Origin of the sequence: uncultured Bradyrhizobium sp. (genome assembly GCF_947648125.1) — a bacterium.
In the GTDB taxonomy this organism is placed as follows: domain Bacteria; phylum Pseudomonadota; class Alphaproteobacteria; order Rhizobiales; family Xanthobacteraceae; genus Bradyrhizobium.
Genome location: NZ_CANSMR010000008.1, coordinates 49,322 through 70,406, shown reverse-complemented (window position 1 = coordinate 70,406; position 21,085 = coordinate 49,322). Strand labels below are relative to the sequence as shown.

At 65.6% G+C, this 21,085-nt stretch carries 19 protein-coding genes; 11 read left to right on the top strand and 8 right to left on the bottom strand.

Translation table 11 applies throughout. From position 1 onward, the window contains the following. The first annotated feature begins 143 nt into the window (after positions 1 to 143). Positions 144 to 1,268, top strand: a complete 1,125-nt coding sequence (gene nirK, locus Q0030_RS16560; RefSeq protein WP_298369540.1) for a copper-containing nitrite reductase — start codon at positions 144 to 146, stop codon at positions 1,266 to 1,268. Beyond that, positions 1,258 to 2,124 carry an SUMF1/EgtB/PvdO family nonheme iron enzyme gene (locus Q0030_RS16555; protein WP_298368999.1) on the top strand — a complete coding sequence of 289 codons (867 nt, stop codon included), beginning with the start codon at positions 1,258 to 1,260 and terminating at the stop codon, positions 2,122 to 2,124. The genes nirK and Q0030_RS16555 overlap by 11 nt, the downstream gene beginning before the upstream one ends. A 77-nt stretch (positions 2,125 to 2,201) precedes the next feature. On the opposite strand, the gene Q0030_RS16550 is transcribed toward Q0030_RS16555, so the two are convergent. The 3 genes from Q0030_RS16550 to Q0030_RS16540 form a co-directional block, all read right to left on the bottom strand. Then, a complete protein-coding gene (locus Q0030_RS16550) occupies positions 2,202 to 2,972 on the bottom strand; it encodes a CPBP family intramembrane glutamic endopeptidase (protein WP_298368996.1) in 771 nt (256 codons plus the stop codon). A gap of 128 nt (positions 2,973 to 3,100) precedes the next feature. Then, the gene (locus Q0030_RS16545; RefSeq protein WP_298368993.1) at positions 3,101 to 4,744 is read right to left on the bottom strand and encodes an acyl-CoA dehydrogenase family protein; all 1,644 of its coding nucleotides are present in this window, start codon (positions 4,742 to 4,744) and stop codon (positions 3,101 to 3,103) included. A gap of 25 nt (positions 4,745 to 4,769) precedes the next feature. Next, positions 4,770 to 5,525: a M15 family metallopeptidase gene (locus Q0030_RS16540; protein WP_298369537.1), complete on the bottom strand. Its 756-nt coding sequence runs from the start codon at positions 5,523 to 5,525 to the stop codon at positions 4,770 to 4,772. 276 nt (positions 5,526 to 5,801) lie between these two features. Between Q0030_RS16540 and Q0030_RS16535 the strand changes: the two genes are divergently transcribed. The 3 genes from Q0030_RS16535 to plsY all read left to right on the top strand — a co-directional run bounded on the left by Q0030_RS16535 (position 5,802) and on the right by plsY (position 8,887). Next, a complete protein-coding gene (locus tag Q0030_RS16535) occupies positions 5,802 to 6,755 on the top strand; it encodes an aspartate carbamoyltransferase catalytic subunit (RefSeq protein ID WP_298368991.1) in 954 nt (317 codons plus the stop codon). A gap of 4 nt (positions 6,756 to 6,759) precedes the next feature. Beyond that, positions 6,760 to 8,061, top strand: a complete 1,302-nt coding sequence (locus tag Q0030_RS16530) for a dihydroorotase (RefSeq protein WP_298368987.1) — start codon at positions 6,760 to 6,762, stop codon at positions 8,059 to 8,061. Between the two features lie 229 nt (positions 8,062 to 8,290). Next, a complete protein-coding gene (plsY, locus tag Q0030_RS16525; RefSeq protein WP_207829979.1) occupies positions 8,291 to 8,887 on the top strand; it encodes a glycerol-3-phosphate 1-O-acyltransferase PlsY in 597 nt (198 codons plus the stop codon). Between the two features lie 136 nt (positions 8,888 to 9,023). Here plsY and Q0030_RS16520 read toward each other — a convergent pair whose 3' ends face one another. Next, on the bottom strand, positions 9,024 to 10,262 hold the full coding sequence (locus tag Q0030_RS16520) for an amidase (protein WP_298368981.1): 1,239 nt from the start codon (positions 10,260 to 10,262) through the stop codon (positions 9,024 to 9,026). Between the two features lie 115 nt (positions 10,263 to 10,377). Here Q0030_RS16520 and dprA point away from each other — a divergent pair, with 115 nt between their 5' ends. Next, complete coding sequence (gene dprA, locus Q0030_RS16515) at positions 10,378 to 11,493, top strand: DNA-processing protein DprA (RefSeq protein ID WP_298368979.1); 1,116 nt, start codon at positions 10,378 to 10,380, stop codon at positions 11,491 to 11,493. A gap of 202 nt (positions 11,494 to 11,695) precedes the next feature. Here the strand turns inward: dprA and Q0030_RS16510 are convergent, their stop codons facing one another. Further along, positions 11,696 to 12,094 carry a helix-turn-helix domain-containing protein gene (locus tag Q0030_RS16510; protein ID WP_298368978.1) on the bottom strand — a complete coding sequence of 133 codons (399 nt, stop codon included), beginning with the start codon at positions 12,092 to 12,094 and terminating at the stop codon, positions 11,696 to 11,698. 99 nt (positions 12,095 to 12,193) lie between these two features. Here Q0030_RS16510 and Q0030_RS16505 point away from each other — a divergent pair, with 99 nt between their 5' ends. After that, a complete protein-coding gene (locus Q0030_RS16505; RefSeq protein ID WP_298368976.1) occupies positions 12,194 to 12,802 on the top strand; it encodes an FMN-dependent NADH-azoreductase in 609 nt (202 codons plus the stop codon). 57 nt (positions 12,803 to 12,859) lie between these two features. Here the strand turns inward: Q0030_RS16505 and Q0030_RS16500 are convergent, their stop codons facing one another. Both Q0030_RS16500 and Q0030_RS16495 read right to left on the bottom strand, forming a co-directional pair. After that, positions 12,860 to 13,024, bottom strand: coding sequence for a hypothetical protein (locus tag Q0030_RS16500; protein ID WP_298368975.1), 165 nt, complete (start codon positions 13,022 to 13,024; stop codon positions 12,860 to 12,862). A 158-nt stretch (positions 13,025 to 13,182) separates the two neighbouring features. Next, positions 13,183 to 13,956, bottom strand: a complete 774-nt coding sequence (locus Q0030_RS16495; RefSeq protein WP_298368972.1) for a glucose 1-dehydrogenase — start codon at positions 13,954 to 13,956, stop codon at positions 13,183 to 13,185. Positions 13,957 to 14,065: 109 nt separating this feature from the next. Between Q0030_RS16495 and Q0030_RS16490 the strand changes: the two genes are divergently transcribed. After that, entirely contained in the window at positions 14,066 to 14,539 is a 474-nt protein-coding gene (locus tag Q0030_RS16490) for a helix-turn-helix domain-containing protein (protein WP_298368970.1), read from the top strand. Positions 14,540 to 15,015: 476 nt separating this feature from the next. Here the strand turns inward: Q0030_RS16490 and Q0030_RS16485 are convergent, their stop codons facing one another. Further along, entirely contained in the window at positions 15,016 to 15,255 is a 240-nt protein-coding gene (locus tag Q0030_RS16485) for a hypothetical protein (protein WP_298368969.1), read from the bottom strand. A 229-nt stretch (positions 15,256 to 15,484) separates the two neighbouring features. On the opposite strand from Q0030_RS16485, the gene topA reads away from it, so the two are divergent. From topA to Q0030_RS16470, 3 genes are read left to right on the top strand one after another with little or no spacing between them, the layout of a single operon-like run. Continuing rightward, on the top strand, positions 15,485 to 18,259 hold the full coding sequence (gene topA, locus Q0030_RS16480) for a type I DNA topoisomerase (protein ID WP_298368966.1): 2,775 nt from the start codon (positions 15,485 to 15,487) through the stop codon (positions 18,257 to 18,259). Further along, positions 18,260 to 20,632, top strand: coding sequence for a ribonuclease R (gene rnr, locus Q0030_RS16475; protein ID WP_298368963.1), 2,373 nt, complete (start codon positions 18,260 to 18,262; stop codon positions 20,630 to 20,632). Next, positions 20,623 to 21,060, top strand: coding sequence for a DUF983 domain-containing protein (locus Q0030_RS16470; protein WP_298368961.1), 438 nt, complete (start codon positions 20,623 to 20,625; stop codon positions 21,058 to 21,060). Before rnr ends, Q0030_RS16470 begins: the two co-directional genes overlap by 10 nt. The last annotated feature ends 25 nt before the right edge of the window (positions 21,061 to 21,085 follow it).

Here is a 21,085-nt window from a genome sequence, read left to right as displayed (position 1 = left end):
TATCCCGTATGTTCTTGAACATATTTCTCTTCGGTTTATCCCATCCACGCGATTCAACCAGCCATTGGCTTCGCCGCGGCCGCAGAGTGTCAAGGACAGACGAAATGATCACCGAAAAATCGGCGTTCACTGAAAACGGGTCCATGAGCCGACGATCAGTCGTGCTTCTCGGCGCCCTCCTCCCAACGCTTTGTTCTAGTGCAGCCGCCATGGCGGACGAACTTGATCTGCCTCGCGAACGGATTGCGCCGATGGCCCCGCCCTTCGTGCATCCGCACGAACAGTCGACCAGTAAGGGCCCGAAGATCGTGGAGTTCTCACTCACGGTCGAGGAGAAGCGGCTGACGCTTGACGACCAGGGGACTTCCATACACGCAATGACTTTCAACGGCTCGGTCCCCGGTCCGATGATGGTCGTGCACGAAGGTGACTATGTCGAAGTCACGCTGATCAATCCCGGCACGAATTCCTTCGCGCACAACGTCGACTTCCATGCGGCAACCGGCGCGCTCGGCGGCGGCGCGCTGACGCTCGTCAATCCCGGCGAGCAGACAGTATTGCGCTTCAAGGCCACGCGCACTGGCGTCTTCATCTACCATTGCGCGCCCGGTGGCGACATGATCCCGTGGCACGTCGTGTCAGGCATGAGCGGCGTGGTCATGGTACTGCCGCGCAAGGGCCTTACCGATCGCAACGGCAATCCGCTGCACTACGACCGCGTCTACTATGTCGGAGAGAACGACTTCTACGTTCCTCGTGACGAAAAGGGCAAGTTCAAGTCGTACGCGTCGGCCGCCGACGGATACGCGGACACCATGGAGGTCATGCGCAAACTCGTTCCTACCCACGTCGTGTTCAACGGCAGGGTCGGAGCACTCACCGGCAAGAACGCGCTGACGGCCAGGGTTGGCGAGACGGTGCTGATCGTACATTCCGAGGCCAATCGGGATTCCCGTCCACACATGATCGGCGGCCATGGCGACTATGTTTGGGAAACCGGCAAATTCTCCAATCCTCCGGAAACCGACCTGGAGACCTGGTTTATCCGCGGCGGATCGGCCGGTGCGGCGCTCTACACTTTCCGACAGCCCGGGATTTATGCCTACCTCACTCATAATCTGATCGAGGCCGTCGAACTCGGCGCCACCGCCCAATTCAAGGTCGAGGGTCCATGGAACGATGATCTGATGACGCAGGTGGAACCGCCGGAAGCGATCGGCACGCAGGTGCGCGCCGTGCCAAGGACGACGGCGCAATATGACCACTGACGAAGCGGTGTGCCGCCGGCAAGTGTCGGGCGATGCTTTTGACGCCTGCCATGTCGCGCGGCTGAGTTTCGAGCCACGGTACTTCGCGGCGGTTGCAATCGTGTTGGCCTCCACGCTTGCGCCGCCACTCGCCAGCCAGCTGGGCGCCGTGATCGAAGCGCCGGCCGTGGTGGCGTTGCAACCCCGTCCATTCTCTTACCGACTTGCCGGTGAATTCACCCGTGACGGCAGGCCGCTGAGCGCACCCTTGCGCATCGCCCAGTTGGACCGAACACTCACGATCATGATCCATCAAGTGACGGTGGCCGACTACGAACGTTGCGTGCGTGATCGCGGTTGCCTGCGCATACCGCACGACTCGTCCGACCAGCCGGTCGTCAAGGTCAATTGGCAGGACGCCACTGCCTATGCGGCCTGGCTATCGCGGCAACTCGGTGCGGCCTATCGCCTGCCCACCGACGAGGAGTGGGCCTTCGCTGCCGGCAGCCGATTTAGCGTCGACGAATTTCCCGATGGTGCGGTCGATCCTGGCCGGCGCATGCTGCAACTATACGAGTTCGAGATCGATCGTGGCGCCCCATTTGACGCTGCTCCGCGAGCGATTGGCGGCTTCGGGGCCAACGAGAATGGCATATTCGATTTCGCCGGAAACGTTTGGGAGTGGACCGACACCTGCTACGTTCACCACGCATCTCGTGCGACTGGCGCGGAGACTGCGATTGCCAATTGCGGCGTCCGCGTCGTCGAGGGGCGCCACCGGACGTACATGTCCGACTTCATACGTGACCCGCGGACCGGCGGTTGCGCTGTCGGCAAGCCTCCACTCAATCTCGGCTTCCGGCTCGTTCGCGCCTGAACCGTTAGACACATGTCGAGCCTTGAGCCAGGCTTGTCAAAGCCTCTCTCACATAATTCAGCGGCCTACAGGCCGCCTCAGCTCGCCAGCCACCATGTCTGGAGTGTCGCCGCAAAATTGTTCAGCCCGTGCAGCAGAATGGTCAGCCAGGTCGAGCCGGTGCGGAAGCGCAAATAGCCGAACAGGAACCCGATCGACAGCACCTCACAGAGGAAGAACCAGTCGTACTGCAGGTGCATGAAGGTCCAGACGATCGACGACAACAGGATCGCGCCATAGGGGCCGAGCCTGGATTCCGACCAGCCGCGATAGAGCCAGCCGCGCGCGAACAGTTCTTCCCAGAGCGGCGCGGCCACGGCGAAGGCGATCACCAGAAGCCACAGCGCGCTGTGCTCTTGTGCCGATTTCAGCACGTCGCCCATGAAGCCCGGCGTCACCTCGCGGCCGGCGGCGCGGGACACCATGTCCCAGGCGCCGACCAGCACGACGAGCGCGACGACGCCGATGATCACGTTCTTCCACGACGTTCCGCGCAACCCGAGATAATCGGCAAACGGGATCCCGGTGCGGCGGATCGCGAACCACAGCGCCAGCAGCACCATCGGCAGGCCGGCGAGGACCGAGAGCGAGATCGTCAAACCGTCGGCGACCACATGGGTGATGCCGGCCGCCGACAGCGCGCCGCCCTGTGCGATGATGCGGTAGACGATGACCGCAACCTGGCCGAGAAACATGGCCACGAAGATCACAAGGCCCCACAGCGCGGTGCCCCAGAACTTCCAGGCCCGCGGCGGGCGTGGCGGCGGTTCGATAGTGGCAGTCGCGTCGTGCGGCGTGAGAGAATCCATCAGCGAACCTCGGCTCTATCAATTCGTCATGGCCGGGCTTGTCCCGGCCATCCACGTCTTTTCTTGCTCCGCCGAAGCAAAGACATGGATGCCCGGCACAAGGCCGGGCATGACGGTGGTGAATGTGGTCATGGCAGCGCCCGCGCCAGCAGCGCGCGCTGATCGGCATCGGAGAGGTCCACCGCGCCGTACATGCCCGCGTGGCGTTCGGCAAGCCGGGTCGCCGCGAATAATTCTGCGTTCCTGGGCGAGACCTGGTTGAGCGCCGCGGTTGCGGCCAAGAGCGCCAGCTTCTCGACCGCAAGCCGTGCGATGCGCTCGCTGTCCGGCCGCCGGAAGGATTGCCCGATCGACGTCACCGCCTCAGCGGCGCCCGGCAGGCCCCTGGTCTCGTCGGCGAGCCCACGCAGCACGGCGAGCGCAGCGTCGGCCTCGCGGCCGAGCGCGCGGAGCACGTCGAGGCACATCACGTTGCCGGAGCCTTCCCAGATCGCGTTGACCGGCGACTCCCGGTAGTGCCGCGCCAGAATGCCCTCCTCGACATAGCCATTGCCGCCGAGGCACTCCATCGCCTCGTAGAGGAAGCCCGGCGCGCTCTTGCAGGTCCAGTATTTGATCGCCGGCGTCAGCAGCCGCATATAGGCGGCCTCGCCCGTATCGGCAGGCGCGCGATCGAAGGCGCGGCAGAGCCGCATCACCAGCGCGATCGACGCCTCGACATGCAGCGCCATGTCCGACAGCACCGCCTGCATCAGCGGCTGGTCGGCAAGATGCTTCTGGAACACGCTGCGATGCCGCGCGTGATTGAGCGCGTGCGCCAACCCCGAGCGCATCAGCCCGGCGGACGCGATCGCGCAATCCTGCCGCGTCAGCTGCACCATCTGGATGATAGTGCGGATGCCCTTGCCCTCTTCCCCGATCAGCTCGGCATGGGCGCCGTGGAATTCGACCTCCGACGACGCGTTGGAGCGGTTGCCGAGCTTGTCCTTCAGGCGCTGGAAGTGGATCGCATTGACCGTGCCGTCGGGCGCAAAGCGCGGCATGAAGAAGCAGCTCAGCCCCTGCTCGGCCTGCGCCAGCACCAGGAAGGCGTCGCACATCGGCGCCGACATGAACCATTTGTGCCCGGTGATGCGCCAGGCGTCGCCGTCGCGCTCGGCGCGCGTCATGTTGGCGCGCACATCGGTGCCGCCCTGCTTCTCCGTCATGCCCATGCCGAGCGTCATGCCGCGCTTGGTCCACCATGGCGCAAAGCTCGGGTCGTAGGCGCGCGTGGCGATGACCGGCATCGTCTTCGCCAGAATGTCCGGCTGCGAGGCCAGCGCCGCGACCGAGGCGCGCGTCATCGTGATCGGGCAGAGATGACCGGTCTCGATCTGGGACGCGATATAGAACCTTGCCGCGCGCACCACCTCGGCCGCCCCGCCGGCCGGCTTGCCGTCGGCGGTCCAGGTCGAGTTGTGCACGCCGGCATGGGCCGAGTGCGCCATCAGCTCGTGATAGGCCGGATGAAACTCGACCTCGTCGCGGCGATTGCCCCTGGCATCGAAGGTTCGCAGTTTCGGTGTGTTCTCGTTGGCGATGCGGCCGCGCTCGGCCATGACGGCCGATCCCCAGTGCTTGCCGAAATCCGACAGCTCTGCTGTGGCCGCCGCCCCGCCATTGGCGGCGACGGCCGCGACGAGCGGCGCGTCCGCCGTGAACAGGTCGACATCCCAAAAGGGCGGCGACTGGTTGAAGACATCGTGGGTGGCGAACGGAGCCTGCGTCATGGGCATGTCTCGAACCTGTCAGAAATCAATTGCGGTGCGACGCGATCGGGAAATCATAGGCCGGTCCGCCCGCCCCCGGCAGCGAAAAGTGCCACCATTCCTTCGAATAGTTCACAAATCCCTGCCCGGCCATCGCGGCGACCAGCCTCGTCCGCCACCGCTTCTGCGTCGGCGTGATCGAGCCGGAAGCGGTGTGGCCTTTCGCATCAGAGCAGTCATAACCGGTGCCCATGTCGACGCTGCCCTCCGGGGCGCGCGCGGCAACCGGCGCAGTGCAGTCGGCATAGTCCCTGGCCGGGTCGAACTTGCGCGAATTGTCCGCGGTCAGATCGACCAGCGTGAGATCGACCGCGGCACCGGTCGAATGACCGGAATGGGTGGCGATATAGCCGAGGCGGAACAGGTCCACCTTCGAGAACGCCGGATTGTAGCGCCGCTCGGCGGCGGTCTCCTTGCCGTTCCGCGACCACGCCACCATGTCGGCAACCGCGCGGGCCGGCCGGTAGCAATCGAACATTTTCAGCGACAGGCTTTGCCGCGCCAGTTCCTGCTGCACCGCCTTGAGCCGCAGCCCCACCTCCCGCTTCACCACGCATTCCGCCGCGCCATAGCCCGCGATCGGCCGCCCCATGAAATTGTTGGAGGTCGCGTAGCGGATGTCCTGGATGATGGTCGGATCGATGTCGCGCAGGAACGCGAAGCCGCCGGGCAGGCCCTGCGCGAAGGCAGACGAGATCGACCCCGAGATCAACTTGACGGCCAGCAATGCGATCACGGCAATTTTCACGAGTTCTTGCTCCGCTGTCCTGCCTACGTGGCCTTTCAAGGCTCCGCCTCGCCTATGCTCCGCCCGGGCCCGGTCGCCCACGTCTTGTTCCGGAAAAGCCCGCAAAGGCAAGGCGTGGATAGCCGGCCACATCTAGCGCGAAGACGCGCTTCGCGCTTTAGCCCGGGCATGACCGCGGAGAAACCCAGCTCCATCTTACTCGGGGAAAACTCCTCCGGGCCCTCTTCGCGCTTGCCCCACCGGCCATCCGCGCCTATAGCTCTCGCTTTAATGACCCCATCACTGAAATCGACTTTTGTCCTCGGTCACCGGCATCTGCTGGGCATCGAGGGCCTTTCCGCTGACGACATCACGGGCCTGCTCGACCTCTCCGAGGAGTATGTCGAGCTCAACCGCCAGGTCGACAAGAAACGCGCCAGTCTGCGCGGCCGCACCCAGGTCAATCTGTTCTTCGAGGCTTCGACCCGGACCCAGTCCTCGTTCGAGATCGCCGGAAAACGCCTGGGCGCCGACGTCATGAACATGTCGGTGTCATCGATGTCGACCCGCAAGGGCGAGACCCTGATGGACACCGCGGTAACGCTGAACGCGATGCACCCCGATATCCTGGTGGTGCGCCACCACGCCTCCGGCGCGGTCGAGCTGCTGGCGCGCAAGGTCGACGGTTCCGTGATCAACGCCGGCGACGGCGCCCACGAGCACCCGACCCAGGCGCTGCTCGATGCGCTGACGATCCGGCGCAACAAGGGCCGGATCGAGGGGCTGACGATCGCGATCTGCGGCGACGTGCTGCATTCGCGCGTGGCGCGTTCCAACATCTTCCTGCTCAACACGATGGGCGCCCGCGTCCGCGTGGTGGGGCCCTCCACGCTGCTGCCGCGCGGCATCGAGCGGATGGGCGTCGAGGTCGCGCGCGACATGCGCGAGGGGCTGAACGGCGCCGACATCGTGATGATGCTGCGGCTGCAGCGCGAGCGCATGAACGGTTCCTTCGTGCCGTCGAGCCAGGAGTACTTCCACTATTTCGGTCTCGATCAAAAGAAGCTCGCATACGCCAAGCCGGATGCGCTGGTGATGCATCCGGGCCCGATGAACCGCGGGGTCGAGATCGACACCTTCGTCGCCGACGGCGCGCAATCGCTGATACGAGAACAAGTCGAAATGGGTGTGGCGGTGCGCATGGCAGTGCTCGAAGCGCTCGCCCGCAACCTGCCGAACGCGTGACGCCATGCTGACAGACCGCCGCCCCATCCTGCTCGCCAACGCCCGCGTCATCGATCCGTCCCGCGACTTCGACGGTCCGGGCGACGTCCTGATCGCCGAAGGCGTGATCCGTGACGCCAAGCGCGGTATCGGCGCCGCCGGCGTCCCCGAAGGCACCGACATCGTCAATTGCGCCGGCAAGATTGTGGCCCCCGGCCTGATCGACATGCGCGCCTTCGTCGGTGAACCCGGTGCCAGCCACCGCGAGACCTTTGCGTCCGCCAGCCAGGCCGCCGCCGCCGGCGGCATCACCACCATCATCTGCCAGCCCGACACCTCGCCGGTCATCGACAATTCGGCGACCGTCGACTTCGTGCTGCGCCGCGCCCGCGACACCGCGATCGTCAACATCTACCCGATGGCGGCGCTGACCAAGGGCATGCAGGGCCAGGAGATGACCGAGATCGGCCTGTTGAAGGCCGCCGGCGCCGTCGCCTTCACCGATGGCGACCGCAGCGTCACCAACGCCCAGGTGATGCGGCGCGCGCTGACCTACGCTCGCGATTTCGACGCGCTGATCGTGCATCACACCGAAGACCCGCATCTGGTCGGCGAAGGCGTGATGAACGAGGGCGAATTCGCCACGCGGCTCGGGCTTGCCGGAATTCCGACTGCCGCCGAGTCGATCATGCTCGAGCGCGACATGCGGCTCGCGGGGCTGACCGGCGGCCGCTATCACGCGGCGTCGCTGACCTCGATCGAGTCACTGGAAATCCTCAAGCGTGCCCGCGAGAGCGGCCACAATGTCTCGGCCTCGGTCTCGATCAACCACGTGACGCTGAACGAGAACGACATCGGCCCGTACCGCACCTTCCTCAAGCTGGCGCCGCCGTTGCGCACCGAGGAAGACCGCAAGGCGCTGGTCGCGGCGCTCGCCTCCGGGCTGATCGACGTCGTGATGAGCGATCACAATCCGCAGGACGTCGAGGTCAAGCGGCTGCCGTTCGCGGAAGCGGCGAGCGGCGCGGTCGGCCTGCAAACCATGCTGCCGGCGGCGCTACGGCTGATCCACAATGGCGAGATGGAATTCAAGACGCTGATCCGGGCGATGTCGACGCGGCCAGCGGAACTGCTCGGCCTGCCCGGCGGCACGCTGCGTGCCGGGTCCCCCGCCGACGTGATCGTGATCGACGCCGACACCCCTTGGGTGCTCGACCGCGACGACCTCAAATCGCTGTGCAAGAATACGCCGTTCGACGACGCCCGCTTCTCGGGCCGTGTGACCCGGACGATCGTCGGCGGACGGACGGTGTACGAACACGTCTAAAAAACTGGGGTGGAACTCAGCGCGCCGCGAGTTGCGACATTGCCTCCATCGTCGTTCCGACGACGATGGCCGCGACGTAAACGACAAAGAAAACCTGCTCCAGCCGCCTGCGAACAGAAGCCATGATAAGGTCCCTCATTTCCAAGGCCATGGTGCGGATTGATGGTTAATATTTCATTGACGGGATTGTCCAAAATGGACCGAACCGACCGTCCGAGGAGCCACCGCGATGTCTGCTGACGCGTTGCTGCTGGCCGCCTTCCTGATCGGCTATCTGCTGGGCTCGATCCCGTTCGGCATGATCCTTACCAGGCTCGCCGGCACCCAGGATCTGCGCACCATCGGCTCGGGCAATATCGGGGCCACCAACGTGCTGCGCACCGGCCACAAGGGTCTCGCCGCGGCGACGCTGATCGGCGACATGCTCAAGGGCACGGTCGCCGTCATTATCGCGGGCTCGATCGACGGCCCCAACGCGGCGATGCTGGCGGCGCTCGGCGCATTCCTCGGCCACCTCTTCCCGGTCTGGCTCAGATTCCGCGGCGGCAAGGGCGTCGCGACCTATATCGGCGTGCTGCTCGGCCTGTTCTGGCCGGCGGCGCTGATCTTCGCCGTGATCTGGATCGGCACCGCCACCACCACGCGCTACTCGTCGCTGTCGGCGCTCGTCGCCGCGTTCGTGACGCCGCTGTTCCTGTGGTGGTTCGGCCACAACGCGCTCGCCTCGCTGTTCGCCGTGCTGACGCTGCTGTTGTTCTACATGCACCGCGAGAACATCAAGCGCCTGCAGGCCGGCACCGAAGGCAAGATCGGCGAGAAGAAGTAATCCTTCGTCATTCCGGGGTCGCGCAGCGAGAACCCGGAATCCATCGAGCCGCATGTTTCGCTGTGAAATGGATTCTGGGTTCGCGACTACGTCGCGCCCTCAGGTGCGCAATTGCGCACCGGGGAATGACTGGAGGCTATTTCCTCAGCGCATCCTCGACAAAGCTCGCCGCCGCCAGCGCCTTTGCATCGCCGCCAAAACCCGCGATCACGGTCACGCCGACCGGCAGTCCACCCTCGGCGATCGGCGTCGGCACGTTGACGCAGGGCACGCCCATCAGCGTCCAGAGCCGGTTGTAGCGGGGATCGCCGGTCGAGGCCAAGCCGTTCGGCGCGGCACCCGGCGCCGACAGCGTCAGCAGCACATCGACCTCGCCAAAAATCGCGGCGAGCGCCTGCCGCGCCCGCAGCGTGACGTCCATCGCCGCGTCGTACTCGGCGGGTGTGCCGCCCTTGCTCTCGTCGAGCCGGCCGCGCAGCAGCGGCGGCGTCGCATCGTAGTTCTGCCCGTACTCCCAGGCGAACGACTGGTGCGCCTCGAACTCCTGCACCACCGGATGGATCCGCCACGCCTCGGCGATGATCTCGGGCATCGCGAGCTCGCGCACGGTCGCGCCCGCCTGCTCCGCCGCCCGCGCGGCTTTCTGCAACGCCTCCGCGCCGGATGGCTCGGGTGCGCCGGCGAAGGCCTGCGTCACGACGCCGATGCGCGGCACAGCGAGCTCCGACGGCACGACAAGCTCAGGGCGCCTGATCATCGCAGCCAATCCCAGCGCAATGTCGCGCACGCCGGCGCCGAACAGCCCCACCGTATCCAGCGTCCACGAAAAACACTTCACCCCGACGGTCGGCAGCAGCCGGTAGCTCGGCTTGATCGCGGCGACGCCGCAGAACGAGGCCGGCCGGATCACCGATCCGCCGGTCTGGGTGCCCAGCGCCAGCGGGATCATTCCGGCGGCGACCGCGGCCGCCGAGCCCGACGACGATCCGCCCGGCGTGTGCGCGTGATTGTGCGGATTGAGCGTCGCGGTCGGATCATTCGCCGCGAACGCAGTCGTCGTGGTCTTGCCGATGATGGTGGCGCCGGCCTGCTTCAGCGCCATCACGACCGGCGCATCGGCGCGCGGTTGATGGCCGCGATAGATCGCAGCCCCCATCTCGGTCGGGAAACCGGCGGTATCGATGATGTCCTTGATGCCGATCGCAATGCCGCGCAGCGGCCCGGCATCCTGCGCGCGCGCCGTCGCGTCATGGCGGACGAACGCACCGATGGTCTTGTCCTGCGCCGCGATGGCGTCCTGCGTTTGCATGATAGCGGCATCGGCGGACAATTCGCCGGAGGCGATGCGGCGTTGGAGATCGGCAAGCGAAATCATCGGCAGACTTCCTGTTTCTTGACGGCTTCTTGGCAAGCGCTTGTAGCGCGTCGCGCGCCGCTGCGCCAATGTCGCAGTTGATCACAATCCAAGGTTGGGCGAAGCTACACCCCGCATGCATGACCGGTCGCCAAGCACCACTGAACTCACCGACGCCGAACGGCTCAACCGGCTGCGGCTGATCCGCTCCGATAATGTCGGCCCGCGCACCTTTGCATCGCTGCTCCGCCATTTTGGCGATGCGGCGCATGCGCTGGAGCGCCTGCCCGATCTCGCGCGCCGCGGCGGCGCATCGGGACCCGGGCGCATCACGAGCGAGGCCGATGCCGCCGCGGAGCTCGCGGCCTGCGCTAAGTTCGGCATCGATCTCGTCGCGCCGGAGGAAGCCCACTATCCGGCGCGGCTTGCCACCATCGACGACGCGCCGCCGCTGCTTGCCGTGCGCGGCGCACGCGACACCCTGATGCGTCCGATGATCGCGATCGTCGGCTCCCGCAATGCATCCGGCGCCGGGCTGAAATTTGCAGGCCAGCTGGCGCGCGATCTCGGCGACGCCGGCTTCGTCGTGATCTCGGGTCTTGCACGCGGCATCGATCAGGCGGCACATCGCACGACCGTTGCAAGCGGCACGGTCGCCGTGCTGGCCGGCGGCCACGACCGCATCTACCCGCCGGAACATGAGGATCTGCTGGCCGCCCTGCTCGCGCGCGGCGCGGCGATCTCGGAGATGCCGCTCGGCCACGTGCCGCGGGCGCGCGACTTCCCTCGCCGCAACCGGCTCATATCAGGCGCATCACTCGGCGTCGTGGTGGTGGAGGCCGCGCACCGCTCGGGCTCGCTGATCACGGCGCGGATGGCTGCCGAACAGGGCCGCGAGGTGTTCGCGGTGCCGGGCTCGCCGATCGATCCGCGCGCCGCCGGCGCCAACGATTTGATCAAGCAAGGCGCCACGCTGGTCACCGAAGCCGCCGACGTCATCAACGCGGTCACGCCGATCATGGAGCGGCCCATCATGCTGTCCGCGCGCGAAGACGACGAGCCGATGGATTTTGCCACCGATGCATCCGATCGCGCCCGCATCATCAACCTGCTCGGACCGAGCCCGATCAGCCTCGACGACCTGATCCGGATGGCCGATGTCTCGCCCGCTGTCGTTCGCGCAGTGCTGCTGGAACTCGAGCTCGCCGGCAGACTCGAGCGTCACGGCGGCGGACTGGTGTCGATGATTTAGCGCGGGCGAAAAAGCGGCTCACGCCGATCTGTCACCGTCATCCCCGCGCAAAGGCTTCGCCGTTGTCGCTGGAGGAGCCTGCGCAGCAGGCGTCTCGAAGGATGCACGGCCCGGTTGGTGGCCATCGACCCTTCGAGACGCGCTGCGCGCTCCTCCAGCGACAACGGCAAAGCCGTTGCGCGGGGGTGACGGATAAAAGTCGTTACTCGTTGCGCCCGTCAAATTTCGTTCGCGCGCCTTCGATCTCCGACAGATTCGCGAAGGCCCATTCGCCGAGCGCCTTCACCGGTTTCGCCAGCCCGCGGCCAAGATCGGTGAGCTCGTAATCGACCCGCGGCGGAATGGTCGGAAACACGGTGCGCGTGACGAGGCCATCGCGCTCGAGCCCGCGCAGCGTGAGCGTCAGCATCCGTTGCGAGATGCCGTTGATCATCCGCTTCAGCTCGTTGAAGCGCTTGGGCCCCTCCATCAGCATCATGATCACGAACACGCTCCATTTGTCGCCGACCCGCGCCAGCACGGAGGCGACCGCGCGGCAATCGCTGTGATCCTGGTCAGGCAGGGGCGGAAGGGCAGGCACACGGATGTGCTCAGGTCTCATTGCTGTGCTCGGGTTTCAAAAATGTGCGTTCTTGCGGACATTTAGGGCAGTCACTCATATAGCGCCAGTTACAAACCTATACCAAAGGTGACCCCTGCCATGAAACTTCTGCACATCGACTCCTCGGTCCTCGGCCCCCACTCCGTCAGCCGCCAGGTCTCGGCCGCCGCCGTCGAGCGGCTGCGCCAGGCCAATCCCGGCCTGGTCGTGAGCTACCGTGATCTGACCCAGACCCCGCTGGCCCACCTCTCCGGCCTGCACCTCGCCGCCAGCCAGGGCGCGGCGCCGGACCCGTCGGTGCGCGACGACATCGCGACCGGCCAGGCCGTGCTGGAGGAGTTCCTCGCCGCCGACATCGTCGTGATCGGCGCACCGATGTACAATTTCACCATTCCCTCCCAGCTCAAGGCCTGGATCGACCGCGTCGTGGTCGCGGGCAAGACCTTCAAATATGGCGCTGCTGGCGTCGAGGGACTGGCCGGCAACAAGCGCGTCATCATCGCGATCTCGCGCGGCGGCTATTACGGCGCCGACACGCCGATGGCCGCGCTCGAGCACCTCGAGAGCTATCTGCGCGGGGTGTTCGGCTTCATCGGCGTCAAGAATCTCGAGCTCATCCCCGCCGACGGAATCCAGGTCGGTCCCGAGCATCGCGAGAAGGCCGTCGCGGGCGCGCTGCAGGCCGCCGGCAGCCTGAACGCCGCCTGACGCGATCCTATTTCTGCCGTCACCTCGGTGGCGGCAGGTCGTTTCAGGCGGATGAAGTCAGAGCCAGACGCCCTGAATGCCGAAGATGACGGCAACGAGCGAGATCAACAAACCGATGCCGGAAAACAGCGCCACCGTCACAAATTGTGCTGAGTCTGAATTTTCATGTTCGGAGGTAGACGAAACCGGGATCGGCGTCGAAATGCGGGCTACTTTCGGCATGAAGGAACTCCAAAATGATTCCGTGGTGAAAAAAGCCCGCCCATTCAGGAGTCCGGCGAGTACGTCAAAGGTTCAATACGCGCGATAGTAGTCGCGCACGAAATCGGCCGGTGTGAACCGCTTCACACCGGCCGATCATTACAATGAGAAACAAACCTCTAGCCGCGATAGATCGGCGCGCCGGCGGGAGATGCCGTTGCACCGCCATCGATGAACAGTTCCTGCCCCTGCACATGCGCCGCGTCGTCGGACGCGAGGAACAACACCGTCTTCGAGATGTGATCGGGCTCACCGATACGTCCGAGCGGCGTGGTCTTGCCGATCCGCTGTTCGAACGCCTTCTCGGCCTCGGGCGTTGCGATCGCCGCGCCCCAGATCGGCGTCCGCACGGCGCCCGGCGCCACCACGTTGACGCGGATGTTGCGCGGCGACAGCTCTGACGCCATCACCCGCGCCATCGCGCGCACGCCGGCCTTGCTCGCGGCATAGGCCGAATAGCCGGGATTGCCGAGCACCGAAATCACGGAGCCGTTGAGGATGATCGAAGCGCCGTCGTTCAGATACGGCGCGACCGCCTGCACGGTGAAGAACACGCCGGTGAGATTGGTGCGGATCACATTTTCGAATGCGGCGAGCGTGGTGCCGCCGACCGGCGTCTGGCCGGGAATGCCGGCATTGGCGAACAGCACGTCATACTTGCCGAACTTCTCCGCGCCCTGCTTCACCGCGGCTTCCAGCGCCGCGACATCGGTGGCGTCAGCCACCACCGCGAACGCGTTCGGTCCGAGCTCCCGCGCCGCGGCCGCGAGCGTCTCCTTGTTGCGCCCGGTGATGACGACCTTGGCGCCCTCGGCGACGAACAGCCTTGCTGTCGCAAGCCCGATGCCGCTGTTGCCGCCGGTGATCAACGCCGTCTTGTTCGCCAGTCTCATGTCCGCCTCCAGTTAGTTGCATTATTAAACTTCATTGCCTACCTAGGGCATTCGGTTTAATATTGCAACCACACAAGACCGTGATGGCCCAACTTTTGGAGCGTGCGTCGTGAAACGAACCAGCCTTGCAGGCGACAGCTGTCCGGTGGCACGCGCGCTCGACGTGTTCGGCGACTGGTGGTCGCTCCTGATCATCCGCGACGCCAGCCTCGGCCGGCGCCGCTTCGGCGAATTCCAGGCCAGCCTCGGGCTTGCGAAGAACATCCTCGCCACTCGGCTGCGCACGCTGGTCGAGCGCGGCATCCTGAAGACGGTCCCCGCCTCCGACGGCAGCGCCTATCAGGAATATGTCCTGACGCCGAAGGGCCACGGCATCTTTCCGATCCTGGTCGCGCTCCGGCAATGGACCGAGGAGTTCGACGACCATCCGGACGAGATCGCGACCATCATGGTCGACCGCGACAAGGGCAAACCGGTCAAGAAGCTCGCGCTGCTTTCGCAGGACGGTCGCGTGCTCGGGGCGGCCGACACGACGCTGAAGCCGCGGCCTGCGGCGAAGCGCGCGCGGCGAGTATCGGCATGACCACCTCTGATTGAGGGAGAGTGGAGCGATATCCAAAGCTCTGACAAATCGTGTCGCCAGAATGCGAAGCTGCATCCCAACCACAACTGTCATCGCCCGGCTTGACCGGGCGATCCAGTACGCAGCGGCCCATCGGCTCAAGCAGCGACGTCTCTGGAATACTGGATCGCCCGGTCAAGTGTTCAGCCCGGGGACATGACCGACGGGTGTTCGGGGACATAGCCGACACATTTTCCGCTCGCCAAATCAAAGATGGGGTTCGCCAATTGCGGCGCGTTGCATCGCGCGAGAACCATCCCCATCGTCGTCCTGGCGAAAGCCAGGACCCATTACCCCAAATCTCAATTGGTGCGCGACGCTGGGGCCACGATCACGCTCATAACCGAATGCGGTGGTTATGGGTCCTGGCTTTCGCCAGGACGACGAATGGAGGGCGCCCTGTGTACAAGGCCGGCCCTGTCATCCCGCAACATCCCTCACGACAGCTTCCTTCGGCTGCGCGCGCGCAACTGCTCGTCGGCCTCCAGGCGGGTCATCGCGAGCAGATAGTCGAGGACTTCGAACTTGTGGCGCTGGGCGAGTTTGGCGAGCTCGGTCGCGGCTGCTGCGATCAGGACCAGGGCGTCATCCGGACCGCCCTCCCCACCTGGCTCGTCGCCCTCCGGTCGCCGTCGACCGGACGGCTTGGGCTTGCGCCCGCCCCCTGTGCTGCTCAAAAGGCCTAATCCGATTCCCACCCACTATATAAAGAGATACGCCCTTTCCGGCCGCAACTCTAGGACGCATTTTTCAACCCCTGGGATAGAAACTCCACAGCTTGAGCCCTCCCTTCAATATCTGGCGATTTGACACCGACCGCCCCAGCACCCATGTTCGCCCCGACACGGCGGGCCGCGAGTCTAGCGGAACCCGCCTTCAAGTTTTCCCGTAAGCTATTGGAATGACATGAATATCGTCATTGTGGAGTCGCCTGCCAAGGCCAAGACGATCAACAAATATCTGGGGCCCTCCTACGAGGTCCTGGCGTCGTTTGGCCATGTTCGCGACCTCCCCGCCAAGAACGGTTCGGTCGATCCGGACGCCAATTTCCAGATGATCTGGGAGGTCGATGCCAAGGCCGCCGGCCGGCTGAACGACATCGCCAAGGCGCTCAAGGGGGCCGACCGCCTGATTCTGGCGACCGACCCTGATCGCGAGGGCGAGGCGATCTCCTGGCACGTGCTGGAGGTGATGAAGGAGAAGCGCGCGCTGAAGGACCAGAAGGTCGAGCGCGTGGTGTTCAACGCCATCACCAAGCAGGCGGTCACCGACGCCATGAAGGCGCCGCGCCAGATCGACGGCGCGCTGGTCGACGCCTATATGGCGCGCCGCGCGCTGGACTATCTGGTCGGCTTCACGCTCTCGCCCGTGCTGTGGCGCAAGCTGCCCGGCGCCCGTTCGGCGGGCCGCGTGCAGTCGGTGGCGCTGCGGCTGGTCTGCGACCGCGAGCTCGAGATCGAGAAGTTCGTGCCGAGGGAGTACTGGTCGCTGGTTGCGACCCTGCTGACGCCGCGCGGCGAAGCCTTCGAGGCGCGGCTGGTCGGCGCCGACGGCAAGAAGATCGCACGGCTCGACATCGGCTCCGGCGCGGAGGCCGAGGACTTCAAGAAGGCGATCGAGGCCGCGCTGTTCAAGGTCGCGACCGTCGAGGCCAAGCCGGCGCGGCGCAATCCGCAGGCGCCCTTCACCACCTCGACCCTGCAGCAGGAAGCGAGCCGCAAGCTCGGCTTCGCGCCGGCGCACACCATGCGCATCGCGCAGCGGCTGTATGAGGGCATCGACATCGGCGGCGAGACCACTGGTCTGATCACCTATATGCGAACCGACGGCGTGCAGATCGATCCGTCCGCGATCACTCAAGCCCGCAAGGTGATCGGCGAGGATTACGGCAACGCCTATGTGCCGGACGCCCCGCGCCAGTACCAGGCCAAGGCCAAGAACGCGCAGGAAGCGCACGAAGCGATCCGCCCGACCGATCTGTCGCGTCGCCCGGCCGCCATCGGCCGCAGGCTCGATACCGATCAGGCGCGGCTCTACGAATTGATCTGGAAGCGCACCATTGCGAGCCAGATGGAGTCGGCCGAACTCGAGCGCACCACCGTCGACATCGAGGCCAAGGCCGGCGCCCGCGTGCTGGAGCTGCGCGCCTCCGGCCAGGTCATCAAGTTCGACGGCTTCCTCGCGCTCTACCAGGAAAGCCGCGACGACGAGGAGGACGAGGATTCACGCCGCCTGCCCGCGATGAGCCAGGGCGAGGCGGTGAAGCGCCAGAGCCTTGCCGTCACCCAGCATTTTACCGAGCCGCCACCGCGCTTCTCGGAAGCCTCGCTGGTGAAGCGGATGGAAGAGCTCGGCATCGGCCGCCCCTCGACCTACGCCTCGATCCTGCAGGTGCTGAAGGACCGCGGCTACGTCAAGCTCGAGAAGAAGCGACTGCACGGCGAGGACAAGGGCCGCGTCGTGGTCGCGTTCCTGGAAAACTTCTTCTCGCGCTACGTCGAATACGACTTCACCGCCGACCTCGAGGAACAGCTCGATCGCGTCTCCAACAACGAGATCTCCTGGCAGCAGGTGCTGAAGGATTTCTGGCGCGGCTTCACCGGCGCGGTGAACGACATCAAGGACCTGCGCGTCTCCGAGGTGCTCGATGCGCTCGACGAGATGCTCGGCCCGCATATCTATCCGCCGCGCGCGGATGGTGGCGACGTCAGGCAGTGTCCGACCTGCGGCACCGGCCGGCTTAACCTCAAGGCCGGCAAGTTCGGCGCCTTCGTCGGCTGCTCGAACTATCCGGAATGCCGTTACACCCGCCCACTCGCGGCCGACAGCGCCGAGAGTGCCGATCGCGTGCTCGGCACCGATCCCGACACCGGATTCGACGTCACGGTGAAGGCCGGCCGGTTCGGGCCCTACATCCAGCTCGGCGAGCAGAAGGATTACGCCGAAGGCGAGAAGCCGAAGCGCGCGGGCATTCCGAAAGGCACCTCGCCCGCCGATGTCGATCTCGAACTGGCGCTGAAGCTGCTGTCGCTGCCGCGCGAGATCGGCAAGCATCCGGAATCCGGGCAACCGATCACCGCCGGCCTCGGCCGGTTCGGGCCGTTCGTGAAGCACGAGAAGACCTATGCCAGCCTCGAGGCCGGCGACGAAGTCTTCGATATCGGGTTGAACCGCGCCGTCACGCTGATCGCGGAGAAGATCGCGAAGGGCCCGAGCGGCCGCCGCTTCGGCGCCGATCCGGGCAAGCCGCTCGGCGACCACCCGACGCTCGGCGCGGTCGCGCTGAAGAACGGCCGCTACGGCGCCTATGTCGCGGCCGGCGGCGTCAACGCGACGATCCCGAGCGACCGCACTCCGGACGAGATCACGCTCGCGGAAGCGATCGCGCTGATCGACGAGCGCGCGGCCAAGGGCGGCGGCAAGAAGGCCAAGAAAGCGAAGGCGGAAAAGCCCGCCAAGGCCACGAAGGCCAAGGCAGCAAAGGCTGAAGAGGCTGACGGCGACGCCGAGGCTAGGCCCGCCAAGAAGGCTGCGTCCAAGAAGGCCGCGGCAAAGCCAAAAACGGATGCGACCAGCAAGGCGCGCGCGCCGGTCGCCTCCGGTGCCAAGACGTCACCTGCAAAGTCATCGACACCCGCGAAAGCGCCCGCGAAGAAGAGCGCCGGCAAGGCAAGAGGATAAGTGAAACGAAAACCCGACCATGGCTTTCCGGGCCGGGACGCCATCGTCGCCTTCATCCGCGCCAATCCAGGCAAGGTCGGCACCCGCGAGATCGCGCGCGAGTTCGGCCTGAAGAACGCCGACCGCATCGAGCTGAAGCGGATTCTCCGCGAACTCGCCGACGACGGCACGGTCGCCAAGCGCGGCCGCAAGATCCACGAGCCGGCGGCACTGCCACCGACCGTGCTCGCCGACATCACCGGCCGCGACAGCGACGGCGAACTGATCGCGACGCCCGCCGAGTGGGACTCGGAAGACGGCACCGCCCCGAAAATCCGCATCGAGACGCCGCGGCGGCCGAAGCCCGGCACCACCGCCGGCGTCGGTGACCGCGCGCTGCTGCGCGTCGAAGTGACCGACGAACAGGATGGCACGCCGTATCGCGGCCGCGTCATCAAGGTGATCGATCACGGACGGACCCGCATCCTCGGCATCTTCCGCAAGAACCCTGACGGCGGCGGGCGCCTGATCCCGGTCGACAAGAAGCAGGCCGGCCGCGAGCTCAACATCGCCAAGGCCGACAGCGGCGACGCCGAGGACGGCGACCTCATCAGTGTCGACCTGATCCGCACCCGCGGCTACGGGCTCGCCTCCGCCCGCGTCAAGGAACGGCTCGGCTCGATTGCGAGCGAGAAGGCGATCAGCCTGATCGCGATCAACACCCACGACATCCCGCAGGTGTTCTCCGCCGCCGCCGTGCGCGAATCCGAAGAAGCAAAACCCGCGACCTTGCAGGGCCGCGAAGACTGGCGCGACGTGCCGCTCGTCACCATCGATCCGCCTGACGCCAAGGACCATGACGACGCGGTTCATGCGGAGGTCGACCCCGATCCGAACAACAGAGGCGGCTTCATCGTCCATGTCGCGATCGCCGACGTCGCCTACTATGTGCGGCCCGGCTCGGCGCTCGACCGCGACGCGCTCCAGCGCGGCAACTCGGTGTATTTCCCCGATCGCGTCGTGCCGATGCTGCCCGAGCGCATCTCCAACAATCTCTGCTCGCTCGTGCCGGGCGAACCGCGCGGCGCGCTTGCGGTCCGCATGGTGATCGGCGCCGACGGGCGCAAGCGCTCGCATACATTCCATCGCGTGCTGATGCGCTCGGCCGCGAAGCTCGCTTACGCGCAGGCGCAGGCGGCGATCGACGGCGGGCCCGACGACACGACCGGTCCCCTACTCGATCCGATCCTCAAGCCGCTGTGGGCCGCCTACGAGCTCGTCAAGCTCGCACGCAACGAGCGCGACCCGCTCGATCTCGATCTGCCCGAGCGCAAGATCCTGCTGAAACCGGACGGCACCGTCGATCGCGTGATCGTGCCGCAGCGGCTCGATGCGCACCGGCTGATCGAGGAGTTCATGATCCTCGCCAACGTCGCCGCGGCCGAGATGCTGGAGAAGAAGGCGCTGCCGCTGATCTACCGCGTGCATGACGAGCCGAGCCAGGAGAAGGTGCACAACCTCCAGGAATTCCTCAAGACGCTCGACCTGCCCTTCACCAAGCAGGGCGTGCTGCGTCCCACGCAATTCAATCGCGTGCTGGCGCAGGTCGCCGGCGAGGATTACGAACCGCTGGTCAATGAGGTGGTGCTGCGCTCGCAGGCGCAGGCCGAATACTCCGCCGAGAATTACGGCCATTTCGGCTTGAACCTGCGCCGCTACGCGCACTTCACCTCGCCGATCCGCCGCTACGCCGATCTGATCGTGCATCGTGCGCTGATCCGCGCGCTCGGCCTTGGCGAAGGCGCCTTGCCGATTGACGAGAGCGTGGAGACGCTGGCCGAGATCGCCGCGCAGATTTCCGTCACCGAGCGCCGCGCGATGAAGGCGGAGCGCGAGACCACCGATCGGCTGATCGCGCATTTCCTTGCCGATCGCATCGGCGCTTCGTTCCAGGGCCGCATCTCCGGTGTGACGCGCGCCGGCCTGTTCGTGAAGCTCGACGACACCGGCGCCGACGGCCTGATCCCGATCCGCACCATCGGCAGCGAGTATTTCAACTATGACGAAACCCGCCACGCGCTGATCGGCACGCGCAGCGGCACCATGTATCGGCTCGGCGATGTCGTCGATGTGCGGCTGGTCGAGGCCGCACCGGTAGCGGGCGCGCTACGCTTTGAGCTATTATCCGACGGTCAGGCAATTCCGCGCGGCAGAAAACGCGACGGCGCAGGGGCCGAGCGTCGTGGCGCGGGATTTGGCAAGGCACAAAGCAAGGGGCCAAATAAAGGATCTGGCAAGAAGGCGCACAAGGAACGGAAGGCACGCAACAAGAAAGATCGCAAGCCGGCGAAGCAGAAGCCCGGCAAATCGAAGCGAGGCACGTCATGGAAGTGACATCGCCCACAGTGGTCTGGACTCGCGACGCCGCCGAGCCCGAGAAGCGCGACGTGTGGACCGCGATGAAGCGCGGGTTCCTTGGCCGTTGCCCACGCTGCGGAAGAGGCAAACTGTTCCGCAAATTTCTCAAATGCGACGGCCATTGCCCGGTCTGCGACCTCGATTTCACACCGCATCGCGCCGACGATCTGCCCGCCTATCTCGTCATCGTCATCGTCGGCCATATCGTGGTACCGACCGCGCTGTGGATCGAGACCAACTATTCGCCGCCGGTGTGGCTGCAACTTGCGATCTATCTGCCGCTCACGCTGTTCGCATCGCTGGCGCTGTTGCAGCCGGTGAAGGGAGCCGTGATCGGATTGCAATGGGCCCTGCGCATGCATGGCTTTGACGAGAATCCCCCTAGCGACATCCCGCCGGTCTAGCTAAACCGGGCGCTAAGAAGAAATG